General features: G+C 68.4%; 14 protein-coding genes and 1 tRNA gene. All 15 read left to right on the top strand.

Features of this window, described 5'->3' with window-relative positions:
- The first annotated feature begins 2 nt into the window (after positions 1-2).
- Positions 3-407, top strand: coding sequence for a cytidine deaminase (locus tag ACQCSZ_RS13955; RefSeq protein ID WP_427004356.1), 405 nt, complete (start codon positions 3-5; stop codon positions 405-407).
- Complete coding sequence (locus ACQCSZ_RS13950; RefSeq protein WP_427004355.1) at positions 404-1,726, top strand: thymidine phosphorylase; 1,323 nt, start codon at positions 404-406, stop codon at positions 1,724-1,726. The genes ACQCSZ_RS13955 and ACQCSZ_RS13950 overlap by 4 nt, the downstream gene beginning before the upstream one ends.
- A 9-nt stretch (positions 1,727-1,735) precedes the next feature.
- Positions 1,736-2,371, top strand: coding sequence for a DedA family protein (locus ACQCSZ_RS13945; RefSeq protein ID WP_427004354.1), 636 nt, complete (start codon positions 1,736-1,738; stop codon positions 2,369-2,371).
- Positions 2,372-2,536: 165 nt separating this feature from the next.
- On the top strand, positions 2,537-3,256 hold the full coding sequence (locus ACQCSZ_RS13940; RefSeq protein WP_427004353.1) for a DedA family protein: 720 nt from the start codon (positions 2,537-2,539) through the stop codon (positions 3,254-3,256).
- 77 nt (positions 3,257-3,333) lie between these two features.
- Entirely contained in the window at positions 3,334-4,500 is a 1,167-nt protein-coding gene (locus tag ACQCSZ_RS13935; RefSeq protein WP_427004352.1) for an adenosine deaminase, read from the top strand.
- A 13-nt stretch (positions 4,501-4,513) separates the two neighbouring features.
- Positions 4,514-5,164 carry a MazG nucleotide pyrophosphohydrolase domain-containing protein gene (locus ACQCSZ_RS13930; RefSeq protein ID WP_427008344.1) on the top strand — a complete coding sequence of 217 codons (651 nt, stop codon included), beginning with the start codon at positions 4,514-4,516 and terminating at the stop codon, positions 5,162-5,164.
- A gap of 158 nt (positions 5,165-5,322) precedes the next feature.
- Positions 5,323-6,603, top strand: a complete 1,281-nt coding sequence (gene eno / locus ACQCSZ_RS13925) for a phosphopyruvate hydratase (RefSeq protein WP_427004351.1) — start codon at positions 5,323-5,325, stop codon at positions 6,601-6,603.
- A gap of 116 nt (positions 6,604-6,719) precedes the next feature.
- Positions 6,720-7,544, top strand: a complete 825-nt coding sequence (locus ACQCSZ_RS13920) for an FtsB family cell division protein (RefSeq protein WP_427004350.1) — start codon at positions 6,720-6,722, stop codon at positions 7,542-7,544.
- Between the two features lie 110 nt (positions 7,545-7,654).
- The gene (locus ACQCSZ_RS13915) at positions 7,655-8,362 is read left to right on the top strand and encodes a DUF501 domain-containing protein (protein ID WP_427008343.1); all 708 of its coding nucleotides are present in this window, start codon (positions 7,655-7,657) and stop codon (positions 8,360-8,362) included.
- Positions 8,359-9,351 (top strand): exopolyphosphatase, encoded by a 993-nt coding sequence (locus ACQCSZ_RS13910; RefSeq protein WP_427004349.1) that lies wholly within the window; start codon positions 8,359-8,361, stop codon positions 9,349-9,351. The genes ACQCSZ_RS13915 and ACQCSZ_RS13910 overlap by 4 nt, the downstream gene beginning before the upstream one ends.
- Before the next feature lie 55 nt (positions 9,352-9,406).
- Entirely contained in the window at positions 9,407-10,807 is a 1,401-nt protein-coding gene (locus ACQCSZ_RS13905) for a S8 family serine peptidase (protein WP_427004348.1), read from the top strand.
- A gap of 38 nt (positions 10,808-10,845) precedes the next feature.
- Complete coding sequence (locus ACQCSZ_RS13900) at positions 10,846-12,315, top strand: NAD(P)/FAD-dependent oxidoreductase (RefSeq protein WP_427004347.1); 1,470 nt, start codon at positions 10,846-10,848, stop codon at positions 12,313-12,315.
- Between the two features lie 100 nt (positions 12,316-12,415).
- Positions 12,416-13,399: an N-acetyltransferase gene (locus ACQCSZ_RS13895; protein WP_427004346.1), complete on the top strand. Its 984-nt coding sequence runs from the start codon at positions 12,416-12,418 to the stop codon at positions 13,397-13,399.
- Positions 13,400-13,419: 20 nt separating this feature from the next.
- Positions 13,420-13,493: transfer RNA gene (locus ACQCSZ_RS13890), tRNA-Leu, on the top strand.
- A gap of 179 nt (positions 13,494-13,672) precedes the next feature.
- Positions 13,673-15,022: an ABC transporter substrate-binding protein gene (locus ACQCSZ_RS13885; protein WP_427004345.1), complete on the top strand. Its 1,350-nt coding sequence runs from the start codon at positions 13,673-13,675 to the stop codon at positions 15,020-15,022.
- Positions 15,023-15,125: the final 103 nt, after the last annotated feature.

The following is a 15,125-nucleotide window of genomic DNA, read 5'->3' as shown; positions in this document are numbered from 1 at the left end:
GCGTGGACGGACAGGACATCGACTGGAAGGCCCTCGAGGCCGCGGCCGTCGCGGCCATGAAGAACGCCTACGCGCCGTATTCGAAGTTCCCGGTCGGGGCCGCAGCCCTCACCGGTGACGGCCGGATCGTGAGCGGCTGCAACGTCGAAAACGCCAGCTACGGGCTGACCCTCTGCGCCGAATGTTCCCTCGTGGGCAATCTGCAGATGACCGGAGGCGGCCTCCTCCGCGCCTTCTACTGCGTCGACGCCCACGGCAACATCCTGATGCCGTGCGGACGGTGCCGGCAATTGCTGTACGAATTCCGGGCTCCCGAGCTGCAGATCATGACCACCCAGGGCATCAAGACCATGGACCAGGTGCTGCCCGACGCCTTTGGCCCCCACCATCTGGAGGAACCCCGGTGACGCAGACCCCACATCAGACCGAAGCGTTCGACGCCGTCGACATCATCCGCATCAAGCGGGACAAAGGCGTGCTGAGCCCCGAACAGATCGACTGGACCATCGACGCCTACACCCGCGGCGCCATCGCCGACGAGCAGATGGCCGCCCTGAACATGGCGATCCTGCTCAACGGCATGGACCGGGCCGAGATCTCGCGCTGGACGGAGGCGATGATCGCCTCCGGCGAGCGGATGGACTTCTCCAGCCTCCGGCGTAGGGACGGCTCCGTGAAGCCCACCTCGGACAAGCACTCCACCGGCGGCGTCGGGGACAAGATCACCCTCCCGCTGGCGCCCCTCGTGGCGGTCTTCGGAGTTGCGGTGCCGCAGCTGTCCGGCCGCGGCCTCGGCCACACCGGCGGCACCCTGGACAAGCTGGAATCGATCCCGGGCTGGCGCGCCGCGCTGAGCAACGAGGAAATGCTGGCCCAGCTCCAGGACGTGGGCGCGGTCATCTGCGCGGCCGGAGCGGGGCTGGCCCCGGCCGACAAGAAGCTCTACGCGCTCCGGGACGTCACCGGAACGGTCGAGGCCATTCCGCTGATCGCCTCCTCGATCATGAGCAAGAAGATCGCCGAAGGCACCGGATCGCTGGTGCTGGACGTCAAGGTGGGCAGCGGTGCCTTCATGAAGGACGAGGCCCGGGCCCGGGAACTGGCCGAGACCATGGTGGCCCTCGGCAAGGACGCCGGCGTCAACACCGTCGCCCTGCTGACCAACATGGACACGCCCCTGGGCCTCACCGCCGGCAACGCGATCGAAGTTGAGGAATCCGTCGAGGTGCTCGCCGGCGGAGGCCCGGACGACGTCGTCGAACTCACCGTCCGGCTGGCGGAGGAGATGCTCGCCTGCGCCGGTGTCCACGACGCCGACCCCCGGGCCGCGCTGAAGGACGGCCGGGCGATGGACGTCTGGAACCGCATGATTGCCGCGCAGGGCGGGGACCCCCGGGCCAAGCTGCCGGCCGCCCGGGAATCCGAGGTCATCTACGCGCCGGCCGACGGCGTGCTGGTGCAGCTCGACGCCCTGGCCGTCGGCGTCGCCGCCTGGCGCCTCGGCGCCGGACGCGCCCGCAAGGAAGACGTGGTCCAGGCCGGTGCCGGAGTGCGCCTGCACGCGAAGCCCGGCGCCGTGGTGCGGGCCGGTGAGCCGCTCATGACGCTCCTGACGGACACCCCCGAGAAGTTTGCCCGGGCCAAGGCGGCACTCGAGCACGCCGCCGTGATCGCACCGGAAGGCTCGCGCCCAGCCCAGCAGCTCATCATCGACCGCATCGCCTAGGCTGAAGCGGTGCAGGCAATCAACGACTTCATCCTGGCCGCCGCCGGGCAGCCCTGGGTGTTGTTCCTCGTGTTCGCCTGCTGCGTCATCGACGGCTTTTTCCCGCCGATCCCGAGCGAATCGGTGGTGGTCGGGCTGGCCGCCGTGGCCGCCACGGCCGACGTCCCGAACCCCGCGTTCCTGATCGCGACCGCCGCCGCCGGCGCCTTCCTGGGCGACAACACCGCCTACCTGATCGGCCGGGGCACCGGAACGCGCCGCTGGGCGTGGATGCGGGGGCCGCGCATGCAGAAGGCCTTCCTCTGGGCCGGACTGGAGTTGCGGAAGCGGCCGGCGTCGCTGATCCTCGTGGCGCGCTTCGTCCCCATCGGCCGGGTGGCCGTCAACCTGACAGCCGGCGCCACACACTACCCGAGGCCCAGATTCATGGGCCTGACGGTGCTCTCGGCGCTGCTCTGGGCCGGATACTCCGTGGCCATCGGAATGTTCTTCGGGCAGTGGTTCGAGGATAACCATCTGCTCGGTGCGGTTATCGCCATCATCTGCGCGGTCGTCCTGGGCATCGGCGTGGACCTCGGCATCAGCAAACTGCGGGGGAAGATTCCGGAGGAAGCGGATAGTGCCGCGCCGCCGCCGGAGGCTTAAGACGGCGGGGTCCCGGCCCGCACGGGGCCGCCGCGAGGCGCCGGCACTCCGGCCTGGGAATTTCTTGGCCGACGGCGGATTTTATCCGTGCGGGCGTAGCGGATCCATTCATGCCATGGGACACTGAAGAGCGCTTTTCCATCACTTTCTAGGAGCACTGCCTGCGTGGAATTCATCAATGAGGCTATTCTCCATGCCGCGGGCCAATGGTGGATTTATCCGACGCTGCTGGTGTTCTGCTTCATCGACGGCTTCGTGCCGATTCTGCCCAGTGAAACACTGATCGTTGCCCTGGGCGCACTCTCCCTCTCGTCCGGGCAGCCGAACATGTGGCTCGTCATGGCCGCCGGTGCCCTCGGGGCCATCGGCGGCGACAACATGGCGTACCTGCTCGGGCGGCACATCGGCGTGGAGCGCTTCCGCTGGATGCGCAAACCGAAGGTCCAGCGGGCCATGCACTGGGCCCGCTACGAGTTGGACAAGCGCGGCGCCATGCTGATTTTCACGGCCCGCTACATCCCGGTGGGGCGTGTGGCGGTCAACTGGATCGCCGGCACCACCGGCTATCCCCGGCGCCGGTTCGTCATCCTCGACATCTTCGCCTCCATCACCTGGGTGGCCTATTCCGCCGGGATCGGCATCCTGGCCGGCACCTGGGTCCACGAACACCCGCTGCTGGGCGTGGGCATCGCCATTGCCTTCGCCATCGTGCTCGGCATCGTGATCGACCACCTGCTGACCTGGCTGCACCGCTGGCGCGATACGCGGGGCGCTGCCGCGGCGGCCAGCCGGGCCGCCGCCGCCGATGCCACGGCCGCCCACACGGCTGCCGGCGGTGGGCCGGTGTCCATGACGCCGGCGGCGCCGGCCGACGTCGAAGCCTGATCTCCCGGTCTGCTGGCAGCACCCGGCCCCTGGATATCCGGCTGGCATTGCACGGGCTCCGACCTTAGGGTGGGAACGTGACTGAGACTATTCCTGACGCTGCCCCTGACCTCGAATTCGATCTGAAGGGCCTCCCCAAGGTTTCCCTTCACGACCACCTGGACGGCGGACTTCGTCCGGCCACCATCATTGAACTTGCGGAGGCGGCCGGCCACACGCTGCCCTCGACCGACCCCGTCGCGCTGGGGGAGTGGTTCCGCGAATCCGCAGACTCCGGCTCGCTGGTGCGCTACCTCGAGACCTTCGACCACACCGTCGCCGTGATGCAGACGAAGGAAGGCCTGTTCCGCGTCGCCCAGGAGTTCGTCGAGGACCTGGCGGAGGACGGCGTCGTCTACGGCGAAGTGCGCTGGGCCCCTGAGCAGCACCTGCAGCAGGGCCTGAGCCTGGACGACGCCGTCGAGGCCGTGCAGGCAGGGCTGGAAGCCGGGGTGGACGCCGTCGCCGAGACCGGGCGCGAGATCCAGGTGGGCCAGCTCATCACGGCCATGCGCCACGCGGACCGCGGCCAGGAGATTGCCGAACTGGCAGTCCGCCACCGCTACAAGGGCGCGGTCGGCTTCGACATCGCCGGCGCCGAGGACGGCTTCCTGCCCTCCCGCTTCAAGGACGCCTTCACGTATCTTGCCCAGCACAACTTCCCGGTGACGGTCCACGCGGGCGAGGCGGCGGGCCTGGACAGCATCCAGTCCGCGCTGGTCGACGGCCGTGCCCTGCGCCTGGGGCACGGCGTGCGGATCGCCGAAGATGTCAGCGTCGAATTCGACGACGACGACAGCGACGACGCCGCAGCCGACGGCGGGGATGAAGTGAACGACAACATCGGCATGGTGACCCTCGGTGAGCTCGCCAGCTGGGTCCGCGACCGCGGCATTGCGCTGGAGATCTGCCCGTCCTCCAACCTGCAGACCGGCGCCATTGCCGGCTTCGGCGAGGGGATCGAAAGCCACCCGCTGGACATGCTCTATCAGCTCGGCTTCAACGTCACCATCAACACGGACAACCGGCTCATGAGCGGCGTGACGCTGACCGACGAGTTCGAACTCCTCGTGGAGACCTTCGACTACGACCTTGACGACCTGCTGGAGCTGACGCTGAACGCCGCCGAGGCCGCGTTCCTTCCGCTCGAGGAAAAGGAAGCGCTGGTCGAATACATCAACGAGGCCTACGCGGACCTTGGCTAAAGACTCCAACGCGATGGGCGCGCTGGTCGGTGTCATTGCCGAGCTGCGCGCCCACTGCCCCTGGATGGGCGCCCTCACCCACGAATCCCTCGTGGAGTACCTCCTCGAGGAGGCCTACGAGGTGGCGGAGACCATCGAGACGGGCGGTGGCGACGCCGAGCTGAAGGCCGAACTGGGCGACGTCCTGCTGCAGGTGGTCCTCCACGCCCGGCTCGCCCAGGAGCACAACGCCTTCACGTTCGACGACGTCGCCCGCGGCCTCACCGCCAAGATGATCCGCCGTAATCCGCATGTCTTCCGCGCGGACGGTTCGCTGCAGGATTCCTTTCCCGCCACCGTGGAGGACATCGTCCGTACGTGGGACGCCGTCAAACGCTCGGAGCAGGTCCTGCACTCCGGGGTCCCACACTCCGGACCCCTCGGGGGCGTCCCCGGCGCCCTTCCGGCGTTGGCCCGGGCACAAAAACTCCTGGACCGCGCCGAACGGGCCGGCTTCCCGGCGTTTACTGAGCCGGTCGACATCCCGTCCTCGGAAGAGGACCTCGGGGACCTGCTCTTCGCCATTGCCGCCGCCGCCCGGGCCCAGGGGCTCGACGCCGAACGCGCCCTCCGCGGCGTGAACCGCCGATTCCAGGAGGGCCCGCCGCCGCCGTCATCCGCGTGATCCGCCAAAATGACGTCCGTGGACTGGATAGGTTTCTGTAACTTATCCCACTCTCGACTAGGCTGGGTAGCGACGAGGACGTCGGTTTTTCAGCTTGATTCCCAGCTTGATTTCCATTCAGATTCCCAGCAGACCGCTGCACCCAAAGGAGCCTATTCATGGCGCTTATCGATGCCATCCACGCCCGCGAGATCCTCGATTCCCGTGGCAACCCCACCGTAGAAGTTGAAGTCCTGCTCTCCGACGGCCAGATCGGCCGCGCGGCAGTTCCCTCCGGCGCCTCCACCGGCGAGCACGAGGCCGTTGAACTGCGCGACGGCGACAAGGGCCGTTACCTCGGCAAGGGTGTCCAGAAGGCCGTCGACGCCGTCATCGACCAGATCGCCCCGGCCCTGATCGGCTTCGACGCCACCGACCAGCGCAGCATCGACCAGTCCATGATCGACCTGGACGGCACTGCCAACAAGAGCAAGCTCGGCGCCAACGCCATCCTGGGCGTGTCCCTGGCCGTCGCCAACGCCGCCGCGGCCTCCGCGGACCTGCCGCTGTACAAGTACCTGGGCGGCCCGAACGCCCACGTCCTGCCCGTCCCGCTGATGAACATCCTCAACGGCGGCTCGCACGCAGACTCCGACGTCGACATCCAGGAATTCATGGTTGTCCCGCTCGGCGCCGAGACCTTCTCCGAAGGCCTGCGCTGGGGCGTCGAGGTCTACCACGCGCTCAAGGCCGTGCTGCAGGAAAAGGGCCTCTCCACCGGCCTCGGCGACGAGGGCGGCTTCGCGCCGAACCTGCCGTCCAACCGCGCAGCCCTGGACCTCATCCAGGAAGCCATCAAGAACGCCGGCTACACCCCGGGCAAGGACATCGCCCTGGCACTGGACGTCGCCTCCTCCGAGTTCTTCACGGACGGCGCCTACCAGTTCGAGGGCAAGGCCCTGTCCGCCACCGAGATGAGCGCGTACTACGCTGAGCTCGTCGCCGACTACCCGCTGGTCTCGATTGAGGACCCGCTGGATGAAAATGACTGGGAGGGCTGGAAGACCCTCACCGACACCATCGGCGACAAGGTCCAGCTCGTGGGCGATGACCTCTTCGTCACCAACCCGGCAATCCTGCAGCGCGGCATCGACACGAAAACCGCCAACTCGCTGCTGGTCAAGGTCAACCAGATCGGTTCACTGACCGAGACCCTCGACGCCGTGTCCCTGGCCCAGCGCGCCGGTTACACGACCATCACCTCGCACCGCTCCGGCGAGACCGAGGACACCACCATCGCTGACATCGCCGTTGCCACCAACGCGGGCCAGATCAAGACCGGTGCCCCGGCCCGCTCCGAGCGCGTCGCCAAGTACAACCAGCTGCTGCGCATCGAAGAGGAACTCGACGACGCCGCACGCTACGCGGGCCGCAGCGCCTTCCCGCGTTTCAAAGGCTAGAACCCGCAAAAACCGGTGGCCGGTGGCTATGGTTGAAGGACCATGGCCACCGGTTTCCGCTTTGGCCGGGCCCACCGCAAGCCAGTCCGGCAAGGACCGGGCATTACAGGAGTGACATGGCTACCCGCCGTCCCAAGGTCCCCCGGGCCACGCCTGCGGCCCCGAAGTCCCCGGACACGGGCGACGGCGGCGACGTCGTCCAGGGCGATTTCGGCGGTGTGCGCGGCAGCGGAACAGCCAGCGGAACCGGGACAGGCACAGCCGCCTCAGCCGGAAAACCCGCGGCCGGCAACCCGGCAGCGGGAGTTCCGGGGTCACAAAACCCGGGGCCACGAAGCCCAGAAACTGGAGAACGGCAGACCGGAGAACGGCGGACCGGAGAACGGCATACCGGAGTGCCGCCGACCGGAGAACAACGGGCCGGCCAACGGGCGGCCGGGCCCGGCGGCCCGGGAAAGCGTCCGGCAGGTGCCGGCACGGGGCCGTCCGCCCCGAACCGGACGTCCACGGCGAAACGCGGCACGGACGGGCCTGCGGAGTCCCTCGATCCCGTGCCTGCCAAGGCGTTCTCGGGCCGCATGCTGGCCCTGGCGGTCGTCATGGTTGCCATCACCATCATGCTGGCGCCCACTGTGAAGATCTTCCTCGACAAGCGCGCCGAAATCGCCGCGCTCCAGGCGGATATCACGGCCAAGCAGGCGCAGCAGACCGACCTCAAACGCCAGGTCTCGCGGTGGCAGGATCCGAACTACGTCAAACAGCAGGCCCGCGACCGCATTAACATGGTTATGCCCGGTGAGACGGGCTACTGGGTCTTCGGCAGCGATCTTCCTGCCGGGCAGTCCGGTGGCGCGGCCGGCGAAGGATCAGCACAAGACCCGGCCGACCTGCCGTGGGTGGACGCCCTCTGGCAATCCATCAGGCGGTCGGCAACAGACTAGAAGCGGCGCCCGCCGCGGGATTGTCCGATGGACGATCCTTTACAGGGCAGGAAGGTGCCGCGCCAGTGGACGAGAACCGAGTGGACGAGAATTCCAGCGCCGGGACCCAAATGGCGGCGAACCCGGCACGCACGCCGGAGGAATCCCGCCGGCCGTCAGCGGCGGACCTCGATGTCCTCAGCCGCCAGCTGGGACGACCGGTGCGTGACGTCGTGGAAATCCCGGCCCGCTGCGTCTGCGGCAACCCGCTCGTGGCGGCCACCTCGCCCCGGCTCAGCAACGGCACGCCATTCCCCACCACCTTCTATCTGACGCACCCGGTCATCACCGCCGCGGTGTCGCGGCTGGAGGCAGCCGGCCTGATGAACGCGATGAACGATCGGCTCGGGGCTGACACGGCGCTGGCCGCGGACTACCGCGCCGCCCACGAGGCCTACCTCGCCTCCCGCGCCGGGATCGGGGCCCGGGCCGGCATCGGGGCCGTGCCCGAAATCGACGGCGTGTCGGCCGGCGGGATGCCGACCCGCGTCAAGTGCCTGCACGTCCTCGTGGGCCATTCCCTCGCAGCCGGGCCCGGCGTGAACCCGCTCGGGGACGAGGCCATCGCCGCGATCGGCGAATGGTGGACCGCGGACCGCTGCTACTGTGACGGGGCCTGGGATACCGGCGGGGAGGCGCCCTCGCGGGACCTCAGCCGGCACGGGCCGCAGGGGCTGCCCGGGATCGTCGGGCGTCCGGCCCCGGTGCGCAAGTCCCGCACCGAGGAGGCCGACAGCACAGGCGACGCCGGTAGCGACAGTGCGGAGGCCGGCCAGTGACCCGGGTCGCCGCCATCGACTGCGGAACGAACTCCATCCGCCTCCTCATCGCAGATGTAAACGCAGGAGATGTAAACGCAGGAGATGTAAACGCAGCAGATGCGGCAACTGACGGCGGCGCCCTTCGGCTGGGCGACATTGTGCGGGAAATGCGCGTGGTCCGGCTGGGCCAGGGCGTGGACGCCACCGGTGAACTGGCCCAGGAAGCCCTGGACCGCACCTTCGCCGCCGCGAAGGACTACGCGGGGCTGATCCGCCGCCACGGCACCGGGAAGGTGCGCTTCGTGGCGACCTCCGCCACCCGGGACGCCCGCAACCGCCGGGTCTTTGTCGACGGCATCCGCGGGATCCTTGGTGTCGAGCCGGAGGTCATCACCGGCGATGAGGAAGCCGCGTTGTCCTTCGCCGGCGCCAGCAGCGTCCTGCCCTCACGCGGCGCGGATCCCGTGCTCGTGGTGGACCTGGGCGGGGGCAGCACCGAATTCGTGCTGGGGGACGCCGGCGGCGTCATCGCCGCCAAATCCGTGGACGTCGGCTGCGTCCGGATGACCGAACGCCACCTGCGCAGCGACCCGCCGACGGCGGACCAGATCGCCGCGGCGGAGGCCGACGTCGACGCCGCGATCAGCGAAGCGGCACTGCTCGTGCCGCTGGAACGCGCCACGGCCGTCGTCGGCGTCGCGGGCTCGGTCACCACCATCACAGCGCACGCGCTGCGTCTGCCGGAGTACTCCCCGGCGGCCATCCACGGCAGCGAGCTGTCCCTGGCGGCGGTGCGGCAGGCGTGCACGGAACTGCTGGGGATGTCCCGGGCCGAGCGCGCCGCGCTGCCGTACATGCACCCGGGCCGGGTGGACGTGATCGGAGCCGGCGCGCTCATCTGGCGGCGCGTCCTGGAACGGCTGGCGGACGTCACGGACGGCCGGATCACCACGGCCGTGGCCAGCGAGCACGATATTCTTGATGGAATCGCCCTCAGCATCAGCTGAAATTGCGCATCACCGGGTGCACAGCGCCACCAGCTGTACCGCCGATAGGACCCGAATGACCAGAGCAACAGCCCGGCCCCGCCGGACCGCCTCCGCACTGATGGCCTTGGCCCTTGCCGGCGGAATTTTCGCCGCGGCCCTGGCGGGTGCCGTCTTGGCTGCGCCGGCCGCCCACGCTGATTCCTGGCGGGACAAGGAATACTGGCTCGCCGAGTCCGGCATCACCAAGGCCTGGGAGGTCTCCAAGGGCGCCAACGTCAAGGTCGCCGTGATCGACAGCGGCGTGGACGGCACGCACCCGGACCTGAAAGGCGTGCTCAGGGGCGGCGCCGACGTTTCCGGCGCCGGCGGCCCGGGCGGACAGCAGAGCATCGGCGCGAAACCCGAGCACGGCACCCTCGTGGCGACCATGCTCGCCGGGCGCGGCCACCAGCCGGCGGGATCCACGGCCAGCCCCAGCCCGAGCCCGAGCCCGAGCCCGGGTTCCTCCGTCGGCCCGGACGGAATCGTCGGGGTCGCACCGGAGGCCCAGCTCCTCTCCGTCTCCACGTGGCTCGGATCGGCCAACCCCGGCGGCAAGAGCGACCAGGACCAGATCCCCGAAGCCGTCCGGTGGGCCGTCGACAACGGCGCCCGGGTCATCAACATCTCGCTGGGCAGCACCTCACCGGAGTGGCCGCAGAGCTGGGACGCGGCGTTCCTGTACGCCGAACAGAAGGACGTCGTCATCGTGGCCGCCGCCGGCAACCGTATCGGCGGCAACGTGCAGGTCGGCGCTCCGGCCACCATCCCCGGAGTGCTGACCGTGGCCGGACTGAACCGCAAGGGTGCCGCGAGCATCGACTCATCGTCACAGGGCATCAGTATCGGCGTCGCGGCTCCGGCCGAGAACCTGGTGGGGGGCATGCCCGCCGGCGGCTACGCCGAATGGGCGGGGACCTCCGGGGCGACCCCCATCGTTTCCGGCGTCGCCGCGCTGATCCGTTCCAAGTGGCCGGAGATGCCGGCCAGCCAGGTCATCAACAGGATCGTCAGCACCGCCAGGGATGCCGGGGCCGCGGGCAAGGACCCGTTGTACGGCTTCGGCGTGCTCGACGCCGAGGCGGCCCTCAAGGCCGACGTTCCAGAGACCAAAATCAATCCGCTTGGCTCGATTTCGGACTGGATCCGTGTGCACCGGCGCGGGAATCCGGCTACGACGGCGGCCACGGCCGGCCCGGCGCCCTCCAGCGCCGCGCCGACGCTTCCGGACGCCACGGTGCCGGCGGCAGAAGCGCCGTCGCAGCTCGACAACGCCGTCCCTGCCATGGTGGTGCTGGGATTCGGCGGCCTGTTCGTGTGCATCGTGGGAGCCGCGGCCGTCCAGCTGAGGCGCGCCATGCGGGGCCCCGGAACCGGTCCCGCCAGCCTGGAAACAGGGGCTTTGGATCCGCTGGAACCGGGCCGGCAACCATAGCTGGTGAAAATTTTCACAAACCAATGTATCCTTGTGAAATGGCATCCTCCCCTCAGCTCCAGGACCGTCCCAGGGTACTCATCGTCGGCGGCGGGTACGTCGGCCTGTACGTAGCCCTCAAACTGCAGAACAAGATCGCGAATGCCGGTGGCATCGTCACCGTCGTTGATCCGCTGCCCTACATGACCTACCAGCCCTTCCTGCCGGAAGTTGCCGGCGGCAACATCGAGGCCCGCCACGCCGTTGTCTCGCACCGCCAGCACCTGAAGCAGACCGAACTGATCCAGGGCCGCGTCACCTCGATCGACCACGCCAACCGCACGGCCGTGGTGGCACCGGCCGACGGCGGCGAAAACTTCGAGATCCCGTACTTCGACATCGTGGTCTCCGCAGGCGCCATCACCCGCACGTTCCCGATCAAGGGCCTGGCGGACAAGGGCATCGGCCTGAAGACGATCGAGGAAGCCGTTGCGCTGCGCAACAAGGTCCTCGAGCGCATCGAAGCCGGCTCACTCATGACGGACCCGGCCGAACGCGCCCGCGCCCTGACGTTCGTCGTCGTCGGCGGCGGCTTCGCCGGCATCGAGTGCATCACCGAAATGGAAGACCTCGCCCGCGCGGCGGTCAGGAACAACCCGCGCGTCAGGCAGGAGGAAGTCCGCTTCGTCCTGGTCGAGGCCATGGGCCGCATCATGCCCGAGGTCACCGAGAAGCAGGCCGTATGGGTTGTGGAGCACCTCCGCAGCCGCGGCATGGAGGTGCTCCTCAACACCTCGCTGGACAGCGCCGAAGGCACCCTGAAGCTCATCAACCTCCCGGACAAGTCCCCGGCCCAGGAGTTCCAGGCCGATACGCTGGTCTGGACTGCCGGCGTGCAGGCCAACCCGATGGTCCGTTCCACCGACTTCCCGCTGGAGCCGCGCGGACGCGTGCGCGTCCTGCCCGACCTCCGCGTCTCCGGCGATGAGGGCATCGTGCCGAACGCCTGGGCCGCCGGCGACGTCGCAGCCGTGCCGGACCTCACGGGCAGCGGCCTGCCGGACGGCACCTGCGTGCCGAACGCCCAGCACGCGCTGCGCCAGGCCAAGCGCCTCGCCAAGAACCTCTGGGCCTCCCGCTGGGACAAGCCGCTCAAGGACTACAAGCACAAGAACCTGGGCGCCGTCGCCGGCTTCGGCGAATGGAAGGGCGTTGCGAACATCAACCTCGTCGGCCGCATCGGCCTCAAGGGCCCGCTGGCCTGGCTGGCACACCGTGGCTACCACGGCCTGGCCATGCCGACCGTGGAGCGCAAGATCCGGGTCATCTTCGGCTGGATCCTCGCCTTCTTCATAGGCCGCGACACCACGCAGCTGATCGACCTGGACAACCCGCGCGGGGCCTTCGTCGCTGCGGCCGCCCCGGCACCCCGGCCGGCCGCCGCCCCGGCAGCCCCGGCTGCGGAAAAGCCGGCAGCGGACGCTGCCACGGCACGCTCCAAGGAGTCTGTCCCGGCCAACTCCAAGTAGCCCGCAGAAGCCTGACGACGGCGGCTGTTCCCTTCCGGGGGAGCGGCCGCCGTCGTCGTTGGCGGCAGTGGCGGCAGGGCAGCGGGCCTAAACTGGCTCCATGACAGCTGAAAAGGACCTCCACGCACTGCTGGCGACCATGCATCCCGTGCTCCGCGAGGGCGAGTTCGTCTATGTCCTGTGGCCGCACGGCAAAGCCCTGGCGGGCGGCATTGCGGCCGCAGTGCGGGAGGCCGAGGGGCTGACCGTGGTGCTGCCGCGGGCCGAGGCGGACCGTCTGGGGCTGCCCTACGACTTTGTCGGGGCCTGGATCACTCTCGAGGTGCATTCCTCCCTGGAAGCGGTGGGCCTGACGGCTGCCGTCGGCACAGCCCTGGCCGCGGCGAAAATCAGCGGCAATGTGCTGGCCGGCTTCCACCACGACCATCTGCTGGTGCCCGTGGCCGATACGGAACGGGCACTGGAGGTCCTGCACGAACTGGCCGCCGCCAGTGGGGAGCAGAAGCCGGCGCCGGAACTTGTCCTGCGCAGCGAACAGCCCGCAGACCGGCCCGCCATCCTCGCACTCACGGCCGCGGCCTTCTCCGTCTCGCCTATCACCGGGCTGCCGGTCGAAGGCGAACCGGAAGAGGTGCAGCTCCTGGCGCGGCTCTTTGGGTGCGAGGAATACCTGCCGGACTACAGCATCGTGGCGGAGCTCGACGGCGAGGTCGTGGGCCACGTCATCAGCACCCGGGGCCGGGTGGGGGAGCTGGAACTCCTGGGACTCGGCCCCATCAGTGTGGTGCCGCGCCTCCAGCGCCACGGCATCGGTTCCGCGCTCATGAAGGAAACCATCTTTCGCGCGAACGCCGCGCGGGAACGGGGGATCGCGCTGCTGGGGGACCCGGACTATTACGCCCGATTCGGCTTCGTGCCCTCCACCTCCCTCGGTGTGGAGCCGCCGGACCCCGCGTGGGGCGTGCACTTCCAACTGCTCCCGCTCGCGGTCTGGCCCGGCGGCGTCAGCGGGACCTTCCACTATGCCGGGCCGTTTAATGACCCTCTTAATGGACCCTCAGACGTCGCGGAAGGGACGGCTTGACGGGATACCATGGACCGGGCGCCCCAGTAGCCCAATTGGCAGAGGCAGCGGACTTAAAATCCGCGTGTTGTGGGTTCGAGTCCCACCTGGGGCACAAGCTGGTTGCCGGCAGCCGCCGCGCCCCACAGATTTCTCCCAGGCAACGAGTGTTATCAGGATGTGACCGTAGTCACTTATTTTCCGGTGGGATATGCATTAGCTTGAAGCTAAATCAGGAACACCTGATCTTTCGCGTCAAAGGCCGTTCGCACCTTTAGATCGAGGAGACTATACATGACTTCACTGCCCCAGGTGGCGCCCCGCATCGCTAAGCTCACTGCGCTTAGCATCGGCGTCGCCCTTCTGGCTACGGCGTGCGGCGGTTCGCCCACGCCGACGTCAACAGGATCCGCTTCGGCCAAGGCAGCGGGCATCTCTTGTCCGGCCCCGAGCGCGACCGGTGGCGCCACGACCGCGCCCGGCGCCGGCGGAGCCGTACCGCCGTCCTCCACGACGACTGAAACGCCGCTGAAGATCGGATCGCTCCTGCCGACCACCGGGTCCCTGGCGTTCCTCGGCCCGCCCGAAATCGCTGGCGTCAACCTCGGCATCAAGGAAATCAACGATGCCGGCGGTGTGCTCGGCAAACCGGTCGAGGTCATCCACCGCGACTCCGGCGACACGAAGACCGACATCGCCACCCAGTCCACCACCGCATTGCTTGGCCAGGGCGTCAGCGCGATTGTCGGTGCTGCCTCCTCGGGCGTATCCAAGACCGTGATCAACCAGATCACCGGTGCGGGGGTCCTCCAGTTCTCCCCGGCCAACACCTCTCCGGACTTCACCACCTGGGACGACAAGGGCCTCTACTGGCGCACGGCCCCCTCGGACGTGCTCCAGGGCAAGGTCCTCGGGAACTACATGGCCACCTGCGGGGCCCAGACCGTCGGCATGATCGTCCTGAACGACGCCTACGGGACCGGCCTTGCAAAGAACGTGCAGGCAGCATTTGAAGCAGCCGGCGGCAAAGTGGTTGCGCAGGAACTCTTCAACGAAGGTGATTCCCAGTTCAGCAGCCAGGTGGACAAGGTCATTGCGGCCAAGCCGGATGCCATTGCACTGATCACCTTCGACCAGGCCAAGAGCATTGTTCCGCTGGTGACCGGCAAGGGCGTCAAGCCCACCCAGCTCTTCATGGTGGACGGCAACATGGTCGATTACAGCAAGGACTTCCAGCCAGGCACCCTGAAGGGCGCGGAGGGCACCATCCCCGGCACGTTCGCCAAGGAGGACTTCAAGAAGAAGCTCCTCACCATCGATCCTGCGCTGAAGGACTACACCTACGCAGGCGAGTCCTACGACGCGTTGAACCTGATCGCCCTCGCAACAGAAGAAGCGAAGAGCACCAAGGGCGTTGACATCGCCAAGCACCTCAAGGACGTCTCCGAAGTCGGCGAGAAGTGCAACACGTTCCCGTCCTGCGTCACCCTGCTCCGCAACGGCAAGGACATCGACTACGACGGCCAGTCGGGCCCCATCACGTTCTCGGACGCCGGAGACCCGACGGAAGCCTACATCGGCATCTACGAGTACCAGGATGACAACACCTTCAAGGCAGTCAAGGAAGAATTCGGCAAGCTGTAAGCCGCCTCCTCCCGACGCACAGAAGGCCCCCGTCCCCACGGGGGCCTTTTGGTGTGCCCGGGAACGTGCGACGCCGCCGGATTCGGCCGGGACGGTGTCACGC

Origin of the sequence: Pseudarthrobacter sp. H2 (assembly GCF_050157045.1) — a bacterium.
In the GTDB taxonomy this organism is placed as follows: domain Bacteria; phylum Actinomycetota; class Actinomycetes; order Actinomycetales; family Micrococcaceae; genus Arthrobacter.
This window is presented reverse-complemented; position numbering and strand designations above follow the sequence as displayed.